14 protein-coding genes, 1 tRNA gene and 2 rRNA genes are annotated in these 15,839 nt (G+C 67.1%); 5 read left to right on the top strand and 12 right to left on the bottom strand.

The features are described from left to right. Positions 1–408 precede the first annotated feature (408 nt). Both ispB and MVF76_RS00655 read left to right on the top strand, forming a co-directional pair. The gene (ispB, locus tag MVF76_RS00660; protein ID WP_297526661.1) at positions 409–1,377 is read left to right on the top strand and encodes an octaprenyl diphosphate synthase; all 969 of its coding nucleotides are present in this window, start codon (positions 409–411) and stop codon (positions 1,375–1,377) included. A 19-nt stretch (positions 1,378–1,396) separates the two neighbouring features. Next, a tRNA-Pro gene (locus MVF76_RS00655) sits at positions 1,397–1,473 on the top strand. Between the two features lie 107 nt (positions 1,474–1,580). Here the strand turns inward: MVF76_RS00655 and MVF76_RS00650 are convergent. The 5 genes from MVF76_RS00650 to lexA all read right to left on the bottom strand — a co-directional run bounded on the left by MVF76_RS00650 (position 1,581) and on the right by lexA (position 6,938). Then, positions 1,581–2,786, bottom strand: coding sequence for an ammonium transporter (locus tag MVF76_RS00650; protein ID WP_297526639.1), 1,206 nt, complete (start codon positions 2,784–2,786; stop codon positions 1,581–1,583). Between the two features lie 405 nt (positions 2,787–3,191). Further along, positions 3,192–4,010 (bottom strand): nucleoside triphosphate pyrophosphohydrolase, encoded by an 819-nt coding sequence (gene mazG / locus MVF76_RS00645; RefSeq protein ID WP_297526637.1) that lies wholly within the window; start codon positions 4,008–4,010, stop codon positions 3,192–3,194. A gap of 107 nt (positions 4,011–4,117) precedes the next feature. Further along, positions 4,118–5,578 carry a Y-family DNA polymerase gene (locus MVF76_RS00640; RefSeq protein WP_297526635.1) on the bottom strand — a complete coding sequence of 487 codons (1,461 nt, stop codon included), beginning with the start codon at positions 5,576–5,578 and terminating at the stop codon, positions 4,118–4,120. Between the two features lie 107 nt (positions 5,579–5,685). Beyond that, the gene (gene imuA, locus MVF76_RS00635) at positions 5,686–6,339 is read right to left on the bottom strand and encodes a translesion DNA synthesis-associated protein ImuA (protein WP_297526633.1); all 654 of its coding nucleotides are present in this window, start codon (positions 6,337–6,339) and stop codon (positions 5,686–5,688) included. Then, the gene (gene lexA / locus MVF76_RS00630; protein WP_297526631.1) at positions 6,336–6,938 is read right to left on the bottom strand and encodes a transcriptional repressor LexA; all 603 of its coding nucleotides are present in this window, start codon (positions 6,936–6,938) and stop codon (positions 6,336–6,338) included. The genes imuA and lexA overlap by 4 nt, the downstream gene beginning before the upstream one ends. Positions 6,939–7,314: 376 nt before the next feature. Between lexA and MVF76_RS00625 the strand changes: the two genes are divergently transcribed. Together MVF76_RS00625 and MVF76_RS00620 are read left to right on the top strand one after the other, a co-directional pair. Further along, the gene (locus MVF76_RS00625; RefSeq protein WP_297526629.1) at positions 7,315–8,112 is read left to right on the top strand and encodes an outer membrane lipoprotein-sorting protein; all 798 of its coding nucleotides are present in this window, start codon (positions 7,315–7,317) and stop codon (positions 8,110–8,112) included. Between the two features lie 14 nt (positions 8,113–8,126). Beyond that, on the top strand, positions 8,127–9,713 hold the full coding sequence (locus MVF76_RS00620) for an SPOR domain-containing protein (RefSeq protein ID WP_297526627.1): 1,587 nt from the start codon (positions 8,127–8,129) through the stop codon (positions 9,711–9,713). Between the two features lie 436 nt (positions 9,714–10,149). Here the strand turns inward: MVF76_RS00620 and MVF76_RS00615 are convergent, their stop codons facing one another. The 3 genes from MVF76_RS00615 to MVF76_RS00605 are packed head-to-tail and all read right to left on the bottom strand — an operon-like array spanning position 10,150 to position 12,741. Continuing rightward, complete coding sequence (locus MVF76_RS00615) at positions 10,150–10,950, bottom strand: SPOR domain-containing protein (protein ID WP_297526625.1); 801 nt, start codon at positions 10,948–10,950, stop codon at positions 10,150–10,152. A gap of 1 nt (position 10,951) precedes the next feature. After that, positions 10,952–11,749, bottom strand: a complete 798-nt coding sequence (locus MVF76_RS00610) for a type III pantothenate kinase (RefSeq protein WP_297526623.1) — start codon at positions 11,747–11,749, stop codon at positions 10,952–10,954. Then, the gene (locus tag MVF76_RS00605) at positions 11,746–12,741 is read right to left on the bottom strand and encodes a biotin--[acetyl-CoA-carboxylase] ligase (protein ID WP_297526621.1); all 996 of its coding nucleotides are present in this window, start codon (positions 12,739–12,741) and stop codon (positions 11,746–11,748) included. Before MVF76_RS00605 ends, MVF76_RS00610 begins: the two co-directional genes overlap by 4 nt. A gap of 156 nt (positions 12,742–12,897) precedes the next feature. Here MVF76_RS00605 and MVF76_RS00600 point away from each other — a divergent pair, with 156 nt between their 5' ends. Continuing rightward, a complete protein-coding gene (locus MVF76_RS00600) occupies positions 12,898–13,257 on the top strand; it encodes a hypothetical protein (RefSeq protein ID WP_297526620.1) in 360 nt (119 codons plus the stop codon). 79 nt (positions 13,258–13,336) lie between these two features. Here MVF76_RS00600 and MVF76_RS00595 read toward each other — a convergent pair whose 3' ends face one another. The 4 genes from MVF76_RS00595 to MVF76_RS00580 form a co-directional block, all read right to left on the bottom strand. Beyond that, positions 13,337–13,933, bottom strand: coding sequence for a PEP-CTERM sorting domain-containing protein (locus MVF76_RS00595; RefSeq protein WP_297526619.1), 597 nt, complete (start codon positions 13,931–13,933; stop codon positions 13,337–13,339). A gap of 453 nt (positions 13,934–14,386) precedes the next feature. Beyond that, a complete protein-coding gene (locus MVF76_RS00590) occupies positions 14,387–15,109 on the bottom strand; it encodes a PEP-CTERM sorting domain-containing protein (RefSeq protein WP_297526618.1) in 723 nt (240 codons plus the stop codon). A gap of 286 nt (positions 15,110–15,395) precedes the next feature. Beyond that, positions 15,396–15,511, bottom strand: a 5S ribosomal RNA gene (rrf, locus tag MVF76_RS00585). A gap of 121 nt (positions 15,512–15,632) precedes the next feature. Further along, positions 15,633–15,839, bottom strand: a 23S ribosomal RNA gene (locus MVF76_RS00580); the annotation flags it as partial.

The raw sequence follows: 15,839 nt of genomic DNA, 5'->3' as shown, positions 1-15,839 counted from the left end.
AATCGGAATTCTCTGGCGCCGGCCGGGGGCCGCAGGTACACTAGGCGGGCCGTCAGGCGGGCCTCTCCGGACCGGCTGCCCGGCACCCAGCCCGCATGTTGCATCAGGGGCTGCGGATGATGGCGGATTTGCAGCCGGGCTCGGGGCGGGCTGGAGCGAAAGCCGTAGCCGTCGCTACGGCTTGAGTGAAGCACCCCCGAGGCCGAGCGAAAATCCGCCAGGGCCGCAGCAGGATGCGGGCGGGTACAAATCGTACTCCCGGTCATGGGCAAGAAACCCGGTTCATTGCCCGCCAGGACAACAAGCTGCCTGCCGCCCGCTTCCGCCCTGGTGCAATATGCGGGCTAACAGGCCCTCCGGCCGGTCAGCCGTGACATGCGTGAACCACTCAGAAAATCCAGCCCATTCATGACCCTGGAAGAGGTCCGCGAGCTCGCGGGCGCCGACATGGCGGCCGTGGACACGCTGATCCAGGAACGCCTGCGCTCGGACGTGCTGCTGATCAACCAGCTGGGCCTGTACATCGTCAACAGCGGCGGCAAGCGCCTGCGTCCGCTGCTGGTGCTGCTGGCCGCCCGCGCCTGCGGCTACGACGGCCGCGATCACCAGACGCTGGCGGCCGTGGTGGAGTTCATCCACACCGCCACCCTGCTCCACGACGACGTGGTCGACGCCTCCGAGCTGCGCCGGGGCCGGGAGACCGCCAACGCCATCTGGGGCAACGAGGCCAGCGTGCTGGTGGGCGATTTTCTCTATTCCCGCGCCTTCGAGATGATGGTGGAGATCGGCTCCATGCGGGTGATGGAGATCATGGCGCACACCACCAACCGCATCGCCGAGGGCGAGGTGATGCAGCTTCTGAACTGCCACGAGCCGGACACCACCGAGGCCCGGTACATGGAGGTGATCCGCTCCAAGACCGCCAAGCTGTTCGAGGCCGCGGCCCGCATCGGCGCCGTGCTCGGCGAGCAGCCTGCCGAGGTGGAAACGGCGCTGGCCGCCTACGGCATGCACCTGGGCACCGCCTTCCAGCTGGTCGACGACGTGCTCGACTACAGCGCCGACGCCGAGACCATGGGCAAGAACATCGGCGACGACCTGGCCGAGGGCAAGCCGACCCTGCCGCTCATCCACGTCATGCGCGAGGGCAGCGAGGCCGAGCGGGCGCTGGTGCGCGAGGCCATCGAAAAGGGCGGCCTGGACCACATCGAGGCGGTTCGCGACGCCATTGAATCGACCGGGGCCATCGCGTACACTGCGCGCTCCGCGCGGGCCGAGGCAGAGCGTGCCATCGACACGCTGTCCCGACTGCCGGCATCTCCCTACCGGGATGCCCTCCACGCCCTCGCGGAGTTCTCGGTCAGTCGCAGCTACTGACCGCCCGCCAGGAATCAAACGGGGTGTAGCTCAGCCTGGTAGAGCACTGTCTTCGGGAGGCAGGGGTCGCTGGTTCGAATCCAGTCACCCCGACCATTTCACACCGATTCCAGCCCTTCCGCTTCCTTCCTCGACGCGGCCCATAGAAATAGGGAGGGGGCCGCGGCGAACCACGCCCCCCTTCCGATACAGACAGTCGTCGATCAGCGATCGTAGGGCGGAGTCGCGCTGATCTTGTGGATGCTGAGGTCCGCGCCCTGGTATTCCTCTTCCTGGCTCAGGCGCAGTCCCGTCACGGCCTTGATCACGCCGTAGACGACCAGGCCGCCGCCCAGCGCCACGCCCACGCCGGCCAGGGTACCGATCAGCTGGCTGGCGAAGGTCACGCCGCCCAGGCCGCCCAGGGCGGTGGTACCGAAGATGCCGGCGGCGATGCCGCCCCAGGCGCCACACAGGCCATGCAGCGGCCAGACACCCAGCACATCGTCGATCTTCCAGCGGTTCTGGGTGAGGGTGAAGGTCCAGACGAACAGGCCGCCGGCCACGGCGCCGGTCACCAGCGCGCCCACGGGGTGCATGACATCGGAGCCCGCACACACGGCCACCAGGCCGGCCAGCGGACCGTTGTGCACGAAGCCCGGGTCGTAGCGGCCGGCGAACAGGGCCGCCAGGGTGCCGCCAACCATGGCCATGAGCGAATTCACCGCCACCAGCCCGCTCACGCCTGCCACCGTTTGCGCCGACATCACATTGAAACCGAACCAGCCGACGGTCAGGATCCAGGCACCCAGGGCAAGAAAGGGGATGCTGGAAGGCGGATGGGCATACATCTCGCCGTTCTTGCCGTAGCGGCCATGGCGTGGCCCCAGCAGCAGGACCGCGGCCAGCGCAATCCAGCCACCCATGGCATGCACCACGATGGAACCGGCGAAGTCATGGAAGCCGGCACCGAACTGCGCCTCCAGCCAGTCCTGGAAGCCGAAGTTGCCGTTCCAGGTAACGCCCTCGAAGAAGGGATAGACGGCCGCCACCAGCACGAAGGTCGCCAGCAGCTGCGGATTGAAACGCGCCCGCTCGGCGATGCCGCCGGAGATGATGGCGGGGATGGCCGCGGCGAAGGTGAGCAGGAAGAAGAACTTCACCAGCTCGTAGCCGTTGCGGGTGGTCAGCGATTCGGCCGTTTCCATGAAGCCCATGCCGTAGGCGATGGAGTAGCCGATGAAGAAATAGGCCAGGGTGGAAACACCGAAGTCTGCGATGATCTTCACCAGCGCATTGACCTGGTTCTTCTCGCGCACCGTGCCTACCTCCAGAAAGGCGAAGCCCGCGTGCATGGCGAGCACCATGATGGCGCCCATGAGGATGAAAAAGACGTCACTGCCGGCCTGGAAGGTCTCAAGATTTTCCATCGTTTTGCCTCGTTGCCCTCGAATGGAACACGAAATCGCATCTGGCAAGCAGTTTTCGTGCCGCGATCAGTACTATTAAAAAACAATAGGTTAATAACGTATCGCCAATCGACCGCGGCCTCATCCGCTCTAACATGGTGCAATACGCACCATACTGGTGCCAATGAATCGCACGAATGCCCGTCCCGCCGCTCCGCAACGATGCATGCAGAACGCGACCGGGCACCGAAAGAGGGCGTGCCGGATGGGAGGGAGTCAACCCGAACGGGCCAGAGATAAAAAAGCCGGCAGGCGGAGGACCTGCCGGCGGTGCGGGGAACAGCGCCCCAGGCCGGAGATTGGGAACAAGCGCCTGTCACTTTACCCCTTCCGCATTCCGGTTCCGTGAACCAGCCCACATTCCGGTCAGGTCCCTTCTTCCTGTCCCTTGGCCGCCCGCCACAAGGTATCGAGTGCTTCGGCATCCAGTTCTGCGGGATCGCTGCCCGCGGCGCGGGCGCGCGCGACGACCGCCAAAGCGCGCGTCTCGAAGCGGGCGCTGGCACCGCGCAGGGCCTGCTCGGGATCGACGCCCAGATGACGCGCCAGGTTCACGCAGGTAAACAGCAGGTCCCCCACCTCGGCCTCGATCCGCTCCGGCACACCCTCGTCCATGGCCGCGCGCAGCTCAGCGAGTTCCTCGTCCAGCTTTTCCAGCACGCCCGTCGCGTCCGGCCAGTCCAGACCCATGCGCGCGGCGCGACGCTGCAGCTTGGCAGCACGGGCAAGTGCCGGCAGTGCGCGCGGCACATCGGCAAACAGGTCGGTTGCCTGCACCCCGCGTTCGGCCCGTTCACGGGCCTTGTGGGCCTCCCACTGCCGGGTCTGTTCCTCCGCCGACGCCACCTGCGCCCCGCCGAACACGTGGGGGTGGCGGCGCACCAGCTTGTCGGCGATGGCGTTGGCCACGTCGGCCATGTCGAAACGCCCCGCTTCCTCGGCGAGGCGGGCATGGAACACCACCTGGAACAGCAGGTCGCCGAGTTCGTCATCGAGTCGCTCGAGCGCGTTCCGCTCGATGACGTCGACGACCTCGTGGGCCTCCTCCAGCAGATAGGGCACCAGTGAACGATGGGTCTGGGCGCGATCCCAGGGACAGCCATGCTCGGGGTCGCGAAGCTGCCGCATGACCTCGAGCAGGCGCGAGAGCGCGGCTGCCGCACGCTTGTCCATTTGCCGGCTCACGCCACCTCCTTCGAAAGCGCAAAAAACTGATCATGGCACGAATTTCGGCGCCCGCGGACAGACATTGCCCGGCCTGGCTGCGGGTCCGGCCACCGGAATGATACCCCTCAGCCGAACAGGCCATGCAGAAACCAGTGCCCGCCGGGAACGCGGAACACCCAGCAACGCCCGCCGTCCGGCGCCTCGCCCATGAAGTAGTCGCGCCGGACATCGCCCTCGTCCCACCAGCCGGCCTCCACCCGCAACGGCAACGGCCGCAGCCGCAGCGGTCCGTTTCGCCAGGGCCGCCCTGCCCGCACCGGCAGCGGCTGCGGCTCGGGCAGCAGCCAGAGCGGGCGATGCGGCTGCTGCCAGGGCACCTCGCCACGGTCACCGGGCTCGCACCAGCGCCAGGCACGCTCGGGGCGATAGTCCTCCACCAGGCACAGGCCGCGCACCGCCGCCTCGCCGAGACGCTCGCGCAACTGCAGCAACAGGGCATCGAAGGCCTGCTCGGCGGCGTCCGGATCGGGAAACAGGGCCTCGCTGGCGGCCCGGAAGGCCGTGATCTCCTCGGAGACCAGGGTCACCGCTTCCACCGGCTCGGCCAGCCGCAGGCCTTCCAGACGCTGCCGCAGGACCCGGTGCAACCGCGCCGGCTCGCGTTCCGGGCGGGCCAGGCCGATCTGACGGCGCAGGGTCTCGCTGCGGCCATGAAACAGCAGCGCGAGGCGGGCCACGGCGCAATCGCGCAGCCGCAGCCAATCGGCCAGATCATCCAGCAGCGCGTCCAGCGCCGGCTGCAGATGACCGATGCGACGCGCCGGCAGGGCGAGCGCCAGGCTGTGCTCGAAGGATTCCGGCGGCCGATACGCCGGCCGCGGGTCCGGCTGCCGCCCCAGCGCCCGGTCCAGGTCGGCCAGCAGGGCGGGACTGAAGCGCCGCGCCAGTCCGTCGCGCGGCAGGCGCAGCAGGTCGCCGACCCGCTCCAGGCCCATGCCGCGCAGGCTGGCCAGGATGCCGGCATCGGCCGTCAGCACCGCAATCGGCAGCGCCGACAGCGCCCGCACCAGCCGGCCCCGGCCGCTCACCACCCGGCCCTGCCCCGCCCGCGCCAGCCAGGTCGCGGCCAGCGGCGTGGGCGCCAGGGCACGCACCACCGTCTGGCCGGCCAGCGCCGTTTCCAGGCGTTTCAGCAGGACATCCAGACCGCCGAACAGCCGCAGGCTGGCGCCAACCTCGAGCAGCACGGCATCCGGCGCCACCAGGCTGACCTGGGAACTGAACCGGCAGGCCCGGGTGGCCAGCCGCGCCAGCCACTGCCGTTCCTCGCGCGGCCGTCGCGCCACGGCATGCCCGCTGGCGAACAGGGCCTCGGCCGCTACCAGCGACATGCCCGGACGCACGCCGGCCTCCATGGCCGCCCGCCCGGCCTGCACCACGCGCGGCCGCGAGGGATGATGGTCGTGGACCAGCAGGCTCGCGCGCTCGACGGCCTGGCCGGCGAACACTTCGAGGGGCAGTTCCGGGCAATGCAGGCAGCACCACAGCGGCATCGGCCCGGCGCGGGACACGGCCGGCGTGGCCACAGGGATAGCCGGCTGCGACGGCACGGGGAGCAGGGAAGCTTGTCGGCGGGCACCCACCCGTTTCACACCTCGGAAAGAAGGACCCTTCCCCGGCGCAGGGCAAGGGTTCAGGCATGGCAGGCCGGGAGGGCCTGCGGCAGCAGTCGTTCGAAGGAAATGGCCAGCGGCCCGGCCGCCCAGCCGCCGCGGCGCTTGAGCACCTGCAACTGCAGCCCTTCCGGCACCCGCGTCACCTGCAGCCGCACCGCGGCCGGCGAGGGCCTGTCCGCCGCCGCCAGTGGCCGGAACAGGATGCCCCAGCAGTTGCCGGCCTCGGCGGCCAGCTGCAGGCGGCGCAGCCGTCGCGCATCGTCGATCATCGGCCAGGCCAGCACTGCACCACAGGTGCCGGAACGCAGGGTCTGTTCCAGTGCCCAGAGGCCGTCGCCATCGGCGCGGGGATGGATCATCAGCTGACGGGAGAGGTCCACGCCGGCGGCGGCCAGTGCCGGGGCGTAGGGGATGTAGGGCGGCGCCACCCAGGCCGTCCAGCGCTGCTCGCGGCTGAGCTGCGCCAGCGCCGGCATCAGCAGCTGCAGCGCACCGATGCCCTCGCGCGGCAGCAGCAGTTCGGTCAGTGCCCCGCGCGGCCAGCCGCCGCCCGGCAGCAGGGCATCCAGCTCGGGCAGGCCGGTGGCAATGGACTTGCCGCCGTTGGCCAGCCCGTTGCGCCCGCGCCAGACATCGCGGCGCGCGAGCACCCTTTCCAGTTCCGGGTTCACAGCCGGCTGCCGTTGCGCAGGATGCCGACCGCCAGCCCCTCGATGGCCAGCGGCTGCTCGCGCAGATCCACCTCGATGGGCTCGTAGTCGGGATTCTCGGGCAGCAGCTGCACCCGGTTGCCACGGCGGCGGAAGCGCTTGACGGTGACCTCGTCGTCCAGCCGCGCCACCACGATCTGGCCGTTGCGCGCCTCCGCGGTCTGGTGGACGGCCAGCAGGTCGCCATTGAGGATGCCGGCGTCGCGCATGCTCTCGCCGCGCACGCGCAGGAAATAGTCGGCCCGCGGATGGAACAGGTCCGCACTCATTTCGTAATAGTCCTCGATGTGCTCCTCGGCCAGGATGGGGCTGCCCGCCGCCACCCGCCCGATCACCGGAATGCCCATGTCCTCCAGCAGGCGGATGCCGCGCGAGGAACCGGGCAGCAGTTCAATGTAGCCCTTGCGCGCCAGCGCCCGCAGATGATCCTCCGCGGCATTGGGCGAGCGGAAACCGAAGGCCTCGGCGATCTCGGCGCGGGTGGGCGGCGAGCCGTATTCGGCAATGCTTTCCCGGATCATTTCCAGGATCTCGGCCTGGCGTGGTGTCAGATCGGACATGGGACCCCCGGATACTGGTGTCTTGTACAGTAACTGTAAGTATATACAGTCCCAAGAGCGATGCAAGCCGGCATTCCGGTGTCATCCGACACACCGGTTTTGAGCGCCCCGTCACAAAACCGCCAGCCGGTACCAAAGGCCACGCCCGAGCCGCCGATTTTTAACCCGCATAGTGCACCAGGGCGGAAGCGGGCGGCAGGTGACTTGTCGTGCTGGCGGGCGATGAAGCGGGTTGTTCGCCCATGCTTCAGAGTCCGATTTGTGCCCGCCCGCTTCCGCCCTGGTGCACTATGCGGGTCAAGCAAAAGCAGTACCCTGACAGCCCTGCCGCCCCGGAGTACAATGATTCGGGTATGCCTTTCGGAGACCCCCTCCCATGATCAAGCGCCTGTTGCTGACTTTCCTGCCGGGCCTGCTCGTCCTCCCTGCGCTGGCCGCCACCACCGAGGCCGAGTCGCCAGAGGCCCGCGGTCTCGCCATCGCCCAGGAGGCCGACCGCCGCGACAGCGGCTGGGGCGACCAGACGGCAGACATGAAGATGATCCTGCGCAACCGCCAGGGCGAGGAAAGCACCCGCGAGCTGCGCACCAGGACGCTGGAGGTGGAAGGCGACGGCGACAAGAGCCTGACCGTCTTCGACCACCCCCGGGACGTGAAGGGCACCGCCTTCCTGAGCTACAGTCACGCCACCCGACCGGACGACCAGTGGCTGTACCTGCCCGCACTGAAGCGCGTCAAGCGCATTGCCTCCAAGAACAAGTCCGGCCCTTTCATGGGCAGCGAATTCGCCTACGAGGACCTGAGTTCCCAGGAAGTCGCCAAGTACAGCTATCGATTCCTGCGCGAGGAAGAACTGGACGGCCGGCCGACCTTCGTCATCGAACGCTATCCGCAGTACGAGCATTCCGGGTACACCCGGCAGGTGGTGTGGATCGACCAAGAGATGTATCAGCCGCTCAAGATCGAGTTCTACGACCGCAAGAACAGCCTGCTGAAGACACTCACCGTCAGCGGCTACAGGCAGTACCTGGGCCGCTACTGGCGCCCGGACCGCATGGACATGGTCAATCATCAGACCGGCAAGTCGACCACCCTGCTGTGGTCGAACTATCGCTTCCGCACCGGCCTGACCGACCGTGACTTCGACCGCAACGCGCTCAAGCGCGCGCGCTGAACGGAGAGAGGCCGATGAGGGATCGTCACGCCATCCGCAAGGGCATTGCAGGTCGCTGGCTGCGCCGGCTGGCACTGGCTGCCACCCTCTTCCTGCCGGTGACCGCACTGGCCGACTACAGCGTCCAGGTCGGCGCCTTCGCCAACCCCGACAACGCCGCACGGGTGGTCAAGCGCCTGCGCAGCCTGGGCTATGATGAAGTACAGCGGTTCGTCGTGCAGAGTGGCCGCCGCATCCTGCACCTGGTGCTGGTCGGGCGCACCCGCGAGGCCGGTCAGGCCGCGCGCCTGAAGGCCCGGCTCGCCGGACAGGGCTGGAACGGCTTCGTGCGCCGCTACCCTGAAACCGCCGTGACCGTAGCGCCCCGACCGGCAGCGGAACCACAGTCGCCGGCAGTGGCCGAACCGCCATCCCCGGCCCCAGCGGTCACGCTCGCCCCGCCGCCGACGGCGGAACCCGAACCGGCGCCGCGCGGCGAATGGTCGGGCAGCATGGCGCTCGAACTGCGCGCCTTTCCGCAGGGTCCCGCCTACCCGCGTCAGCGGGGCAGCCTCAATGCCTCGCTGGCCATCCAGCCCGAGTATTACCGGGAATGGAACGGCGGTTCGGACAGTTTCACCTTCGTGCCCTTCCTGCGCCTCGACAACCGCGATCCCGAGCGCACCCATGCCGACCTGCGTGAACTCACCTGGCTGCGCGCCGCCGAGGACTGGGAGCTGCGGGTGGGCGTGCGCAGGGTGTTCTGGGGCGTCACCGAATCGGTGCACCTGGTCGACGTCATCAATCAGGTCGATCTGGTGGAAAACACCGATACCGAGGACAGACTCGGCCAGCCCATGATCAACCTCGCCCTGATCCGTGACTGGGGCACCGTGGACCTGTTCCTGCTCACCGGCTTCCGCGAGCGCACCTTCCCCGGCCCCCGCGGCAGGCTGCGCACCGAACCCTACATCGACACCGATCAGGCCCGCTACGAGTCGGGCGCGGAATGGCGGCATCTCGATCTCGCCGCGCGCTGGAGCCGCACCCTCGGCCCCTGGGACATCGGGCTGGCGCAGTTCCACGGTACCGGCCGCGAGCCCATACTGCAGCTCGGGCTGAAGGACGGCCAGCCGGTGCTGGTGCCCTACTATCCCATCATCAACCAGACCAGCCTGGACCTGCAGGCCACGCTGGGCGACTGGCTGTGGAAGCTGGAATGGCTGACCCGTGACGGCCAGGGTGACCGCTTCACGGCGGCGGCCGGCGGCTTCGAGTACACCTTCGTCGGCATATTCGATACGGCCGCGGATCTGGGCGTCATCAGCGAGTACCTGTTCGACGACCGCGGCTCCGACGCCACCACCCTGTTTCAGAACGACCTCATGATCGGCCTGCGCCTGACCCTGAACGACGCTCAGTCCTCGGAACTGTTGTTCGGCGCCAGCACCGACCTCGACGGCCATGAGCAGAGCTTCAACCTGGAGGCCAGTCGACGCCTCGGCGACCAGTGGAAACTGAGCATCGAGGCGCGCTTCGCCCGCGGCCTGAATCGCAACGGCCTGTTCGGCAGCATCCGCAACGACGACTATGTGCAGGCCGAACTGGCCTGGTACTTCTGACCGGCGTTTCCGGTTCGACCACCACCCCGAATGCAAAAGGGACAACCTTCGGTTGCCCCTTTTGCATTCGGGAAGACAATGGTGCCGGCACGAGGATTCGAACCCCGGACCTACTGATTCAGCGACCCAGCGATTTCTCGCTGGACTGGACTATCTCATCACCCTCGGCCGGACCGCTAGGGTGTCGGGCGCTCGCGGGGGGCTTATCACCCGGGCTGTTCACCCCCTAGTCTCTGCACCTTCCAGGCTACCCGTGACCCGTCACCTGGCTTGGCTCAGGATTGCCTCCGGCGCGACCCGCTGAGGTTCCCCTGAATTCACCCGATTTTCGACAGCCGTTTCCGACTGAAGTTGCCATACAGACAAATCAGTTGCTCTACCAGCTGAGCTATACCGGCGCGCGGCCCATTCTAGGGAAACCCCCCGGGCGGGGCAATCACTCGCAGTCGTTCACCTGGCGCTGGACGTCGGGATGTGTCGCCTGCAGCGCGGCCCAGTCCTCCGCGGCCAGTCGTAGCTGTGCCGGCTCGCGGACATCGAGCCAGTACACCTCGCGCTTGCGGAAGCGCCGTTCCATGCGCGTCTCGTAACCCATGGCGCGCAGCTCGCGGTCGCGACGTTCGGCCGCGGCCCGGTCGCGAAAGATGCCCAGCGAGACGAAGTCCGGCCCCACGAAATAGTCCTTTACGCCCGCCGCCACCAGCCGCTCGGCCGCCGCCTGCCCGGCGTGCCGGTCCTTGACCGGCAGAAACACCCAGTAGCCGGCCGGTTCGCGACTGTAGGTCATGCGCATCTCGACCTCGAGCCCGCGGCCGCCCAGCTCAGCCGCCAGGGCCTCGGCAGCCTCGCGGGTATCGAAAGGACCGATGGTGGAACAGACGGGCTGCGCCGGCGGCGCCGATGCGATCTGTGGCACGGGTGCCGGCGACGGCGCCTCCGCTGCCGGGGCACCCGTGCCCTGTTCGTCTGTCGGCGACACCGGCGCTTCGGGTTCGATCGCCGTCTCCGTCCCCGTACCGCCGGGTTCGGTTTCCGCCACCGTTTCCGGCTCGACCGCCGGTGGCCGGCCGGCTTCCACCGCCGCTGCCGGGCGTTCACTCAGCAGCCGCAGCGCCGCCACGCCGGGACCCAGCGCAGGCGGCCGCGGCGACGGTTCGGGTCCCGGCTCCGGCTGCATCTGCCACCAGGCGAACAGGAGCAGGTTGGCGAGCAGCAGCAGGCCAATGACGGCACGCATCTCAGGCGGTCGCCTCGCTGGCGGATGCCTCCGCCTCGGCCGGCGCCTGGGCCGCGGCGAGGCGCGCCAGCCCCTCCAGCACCAGCCAGGGTTCGTGACGCGGCTTGCACGACAGCAGGCCCATGATGGCTTCCGCATCCCCCCCGGTCACCACGCAGGTCACCGGCCGGCCCAGTTCGGCGCACAGATCGCCCAGCAGACGATCGATGGTGGCCACGGCCGCATACAGACTGCCGCCGATGATGGCGCCGGCGGTGTCGGTCGCCAGCACGCCGCCCGGCGGCGCCTCGGCCAGTGACGGCAACACATCGATGCCCTCGGCGCGATCGACCAGCGACTGCCGCATGAGCGCAAGCCCCGGCAGGATCAGCCCGCCCAGGTGCCGGCCACCCCGGTCCAAGGCATCCAGGGTCAGCGCCGTGCCACAGTCGACGATGAAGAGATCACCCTTGATGCGGTGCCGCGCGCCGATCAGCGCGGCCCAGCGGTCGACGCCCAGCCCACGCGGGTCGGCGTAGGCATTGCGCACACCGCAGGCCTCGGCCTCGGCGCGCACGAAACGGGGACTCAGGCCCCAGTTGCGCCGCACCCAGCCCGACAGCGAGCGCTTGAGGCTGTCGCCTGCGACATTGGCGACCACCACGGCCTCGGGCGGCCGGTCGACATCTCCCCAGGCCTTGCGAAACAGTTCGGTGGGCGCCGCCTCGTTGCGATCCAGCACCATCCCGGGCACCAGCCGCCCATCCTTCCAGGCGGCCCACTTGATGCGGGAGTTGCCCGCATCCACCAACAGTTTCATTCCGTCACCCGTATGCTGACCTCGCCGGCGGCGACCGGCCGAAGTCCCTGTTGATCTTCCAGCAGCAGCGCGCCCCGCTCGTCGATGCCGCGGGCGATGCCCCCGCGGACCTGCTCACCCTCGTATATCCGCACCGGCCGGTCGCGCAGGCAGTCCCGTTGCCGCCAGGCCGCGATCCAGTCCTGGGCGTCGCCCGCGGTTCGAGCCACCAGCGCCAGCAGCAGTCCATCCAGTACCGCGGCCGCCAGCCGGTTGCGGCCCGGCCGAACCGCGGCATGACGACCCAGGTCGGTCCAGGGCTGATCGATGTCGCGGGCCGCGGCCTCGGGCATGTGCAGATTGATGCCAACGCCCAGCACGATCTCGCAGGGTCCCGACGGCTCGCCGGCCAGCTCGATGAGCAGCCCACCGAGCTTGCGATCACCCACGTACAGATCGTTCGGCCACTTGAGCCCGATCGCGACCCCGGTTTCGGCCTCGATGGCCTCGGCCGTGGCCGCGCCCGCCACCAGGCTCAGGGGTCCCAGCGCGGCCGGTCCGCCCTCGAAGCGCCAGCCCAGCGACAGGTACAGGTTCCCCGCAAACGGGGACACCCAGGCCCGTCCGCGACGCCCGCGCCCCGCCGTCTGGCGTTCGGCCAGGCAGGCCCAGGTCTGGCCGGGGGCGCGATGACGACGCAGCCAGGCACTGGTGGAATCGGTCTCCTGCAACACGTCCAGGCGATCGAGTCGCGCCCGCGCGACCGCAGAGAGCCGACGACGGATGGCAGCCGCCGAGAGCAGTTCCAGCGGCTCGGGAAGGCGGTAGCCGCGCCCGCGCACGGCCTGCAGCGGCACGCCGGCCCTGCGCAGCCGCACCAGCTGTTTCCACACCGCTGCGCGCGAAACCCCCAGCGCACGCCCCAGATCCTCGCCGGAATGGAAGCGCCCGTCGGCCAGCAATGCCAGGATCTGCTGCGGGTCGGACATGGCGCGCAGTGTAGCACAGGCCACCCCATGCCCTCGGCCCAGGACGGCATCCGGCAGGGCAGGAAATCCCACTGGCGATCAACCGGCTACGACGAGGGCCAGCCGTCCTCAAGGGCCAGGGGCACGGGGCCGATAAGCCTTGCAGGCATGGAACATCGGCCGCATTCGGGAGGACACCGCATGACCCTGGCCAGCCGCAAGGAAACGACACTGGCGCGCAGCGCCGGCATCCACAGGGCACAGCCCCTCTATCAGCGCGCACCGCGCGCCGGCGAGGACGGCCGGCCGCTGTCCGACTTCATGATGTTCATCCCCAAACTCAGGGAAAAGCCGCAGCGCCTGGTCCAGGAAACCATTCTCCGTATTGAGCAGGTATTGGCCCGCTACGGCGACCTGGTGGTGTTCGCCGACCTCAACCTCCACATCAACGTCCTCTGGGTGATCGTCCGCCCACGCCCCGGCGCCTGCATGGACATCCCGGTCGCCATCAACGACGCCGTACCCGAGGCCCTGCTGGTCGCCCAGCCCCGTTTCTACTGAAGAATCCCCCGCCCGCAAAAAAGCGGCTCCCCGAGGGGAGCCGCTTCAAGGTAACGCCCGTTGTCGAGGCGGGGCGTTGTCAGGACTTGCGGCGCCGGCGGTTGGCCACCATCCCGACCAGACCCACGCCCATCAGACCCAGAATGCCGGGTTCGGGCACGGCGCCGGGCGCGTTACCAGGACCGGTGCCGGGCGGAACGCTGGAGATGCCGCTGATCACGAACTGCTGCGGCCCGCTCATGGTGTCGATGCAGCAGTTGGTACCGGTAAACAGGCCCCAGGTGCCATTACCGAGCACCAGCGGATCGGTGAAGAACCAGTCATTCTCGTTGACGGCCGTACTGGTAAAATTGCCGGGGTCCGGCGCCCAGCCATCGATGAATCCGGAGGTGACCAGCGCATCGTTGCCGGCGGTACCGCCACCCATGTTGTTGACGTAGCCCGTCCACTGAAAGACCGGCCAAGTGGTCGGATCCGTGCCGAACACGCCGACCCGCACGCCACCGTTGGCCGTGGAAGGCGCGGTCTGGTCGCCATGCCAGTGCTGGCCGTACATGCGGATGGTGCCGTTGCCGAGATCCTTCCAGCCGAAGGCCACCAGGTGCGCGCTGGCAACACCGGCCATGCACATCAGGCCAATTCCCGCTGCAGCCAGCGCAGTTGTTGACTTCTTCATGATTATTCCTCCATGGAGGGCGACATACCGCCCTCGTTTCAGGTGTGTCAACTGCTCGTTTCGAATCCAAGCGACTAAACAGCTCGCCGTGGTGAGGGACAGCCTTGCACTGATCATGCCAACGAGACAAACACACTGTAATTCGCGGTTTTTATTGGACAAATAAAAGGCATGTCGATTCAGTCACACGGTCAACAGAAGAACTGTAAATTCCCTTGACGACCTCCGCGGCAGCAGGCCGGCACCCCGTGAGCGGCGATAAGAGACTGAACCAATTGAAGAAGCGTGACAGTTGATGCCAACTGATGCGCGGCCGGCACATCGTTTCGGCCCCCAAGGCGGGCAATCATGTAAAAACCCTTGACACGATCGTGGGCCGCAGGCCACAAGTACTTCATTCCAAAAGAAAAGGCGGCCAAAAGGCCGCCTCTTCCAGTGCGCTTGACGGTTCGCTCAGGCAGCCTTGCGGCGTACCCCGGCAAAACCGGCCAGACCGATACCCAGCAGGGCCAGGATGCCCGGCTCCGGCACCGTCGTAATCTGCCCTGCGTCTCCGACAACCATGTCGTCGAAGGCGAAGATGTCGCCGCCGCCCGCATTGGTGAATGCAATGCTAGTATAACTGTTCCCGGCGTCGATGAAGCCAAAAAACAGCGTCGCATTATCATTGTTTCCGATATTGAGCGAGTGCGGCACCGTCAACTGGGAAACAACATTATTGACGTCTGTCAGCGTCAGCGTCATCTGTTGGGTTACAAAGTCACCGATATCGATGCCGTTGAATCCGAACGCACTGACCGGATTGGCGAAAGTGATATCGAACGAACCCGTGGACGCTTCCCAGAACAGGCGTCCCGAGGTCGCAAACCGCCCCGGTCCGGAATCGTCAATGTTCCCGGTACCGTTCAGAGTTGCGCTCAATGACCCGCTGCTGCCAGGGAAGGTGAGGTTGAGCGGCGCGGTAGCGCCCAGGCTAAACGATTCGAAGTCCTCATTGCCGACACCCGTAAGCCCCGCCAGGAACGAACTCCGCGCGGCAGCGGAATTGGGGCCCAGTGCGATACCGGCAGTACTTGTGTCCTCGCCAAAGAAGGTCACGGGTACGGCCTGCGCCGAGACTGCCGCGAAGCCAAGTGCCATGGCGCCGGAAAGGGTTACTGCGCGTACTGCGTTCATCTCGTGTTTCCTCCTGTTCGGGGCATTGGCCCCCACTCCAGAATGCGTACTTCCTGTTCGTTCTGGCATACGGTTACACAACATCCATGCCATCATAAAATCGGATATATATTCAATGTATTACATGCCTTATCTACGCACTCAGGTTTTCCGATGTAAAAATCATGGACAGTCTCGTGAACAGGGCACTGCAGGCCTTCACCGATAACCGTCAGCTGAAGTCAGGACACGTCACGCGAACAAGAAAAAACCCCGGCCAGAATCTGACCGGGGTTCCGATGTAAGAGCCTGGCGGTGACCTACTTTCGCATGGGGAGGCCCCACACTATCATCGGCGATGCGTCGTTTCACTTCCGAGTTCGGAATGGGATCGGGTGGTTCCAACGCTCTATTGCCGCCAGGCAAACCGTTTGGGTGCCCGGCCCGAAGGCCGGGATCCCGAATTCGCAAAACCGATAGATCGCCTGTGTTCGAGTCTGTTGCGCGCCTGAACCAACCGACACTCAAACCGCTTGAGTGTTATATGGTCAAGCCTCACGGGCAATTAGTACTGGTTAGCTTCATGCATTGCTGCACTTCCACACCCAGCCTATCAACGTCCTCGTCTCGAACGGCCCTTCAGGGATCTCGAGGATCCAGGGAGGTCTCATCTTGGGAGGGGCTTCCCGCTTAGATGCTTTCAGCGGTTATCCCGTCCGTACATAGCTACCCGGCAGTGCCACTGGCGTGA

Origin of the sequence: Thiohalobacter sp., from assembly GCF_027000115.1 — a bacterium.
Lineage (GTDB): Bacteria > Pseudomonadota > Gammaproteobacteria > Thiohalobacterales > Thiohalobacteraceae > JALTON01.
This window is presented reverse-complemented; position numbering and strand designations above follow the sequence as displayed.

Bases quoted from the DNA above. Each gene is read 5' to 3' on its own strand.
- MVF76_RS00615 (WP_297526625.1), bottom strand. From the start codon at position 10,950: ATGCGTGCCGTCATTGGCCTGCTGCTGCTCGCCAACCTGCTCCTGTTC.
- lexA (WP_297526631.1), bottom strand. From the start codon at position 6,938: ATGTCCGATCTGACACCACGCCAGGCCGAGATCCTGGAAATGATCCGG.
- ispB (WP_297526661.1), top strand. From the start codon at position 409: ATGACCCTGGAAGAGGTCCGCGAGCTCGCGGGCGCCGACATGGCGGCC.
- MVF76_RS00650 (WP_297526639.1), bottom strand. From the start codon at position 2,786: ATGGAAAATCTTGAGACCTTCCAGGCCGGCAGTGACGTCTTTTTCATC.
- MVF76_RS00590 (WP_297526618.1), bottom strand. From the start codon at position 15,109: ATGAACGCAGTACGCGCAGTAACCCTTTCCGGCGCCATGGCACTTGGC.
- MVF76_RS00600 (WP_297526620.1), top strand. From the start codon at position 12,898: ATGACCCTGGCCAGCCGCAAGGAAACGACACTGGCGCGCAGCGCCGGC.
- MVF76_RS00620 (WP_297526627.1), top strand. From the start codon at position 8,127: ATGAGGGATCGTCACGCCATCCGCAAGGGCATTGCAGGTCGCTGGCTG.
- MVF76_RS00595 (WP_297526619.1), bottom strand. From the start codon at position 13,933: ATGAAGAAGTCAACAACTGCGCTGGCTGCAGCGGGAATTGGCCTGATG.
- MVF76_RS00610 (WP_297526623.1), bottom strand. From the start codon at position 11,749: ATGAAACTGTTGGTGGATGCGGGCAACTCCCGCATCAAGTGGGCCGCC.
- MVF76_RS00625 (WP_297526629.1), top strand. From the start codon at position 7,315: ATGATCAAGCGCCTGTTGCTGACTTTCCTGCCGGGCCTGCTCGTCCTC.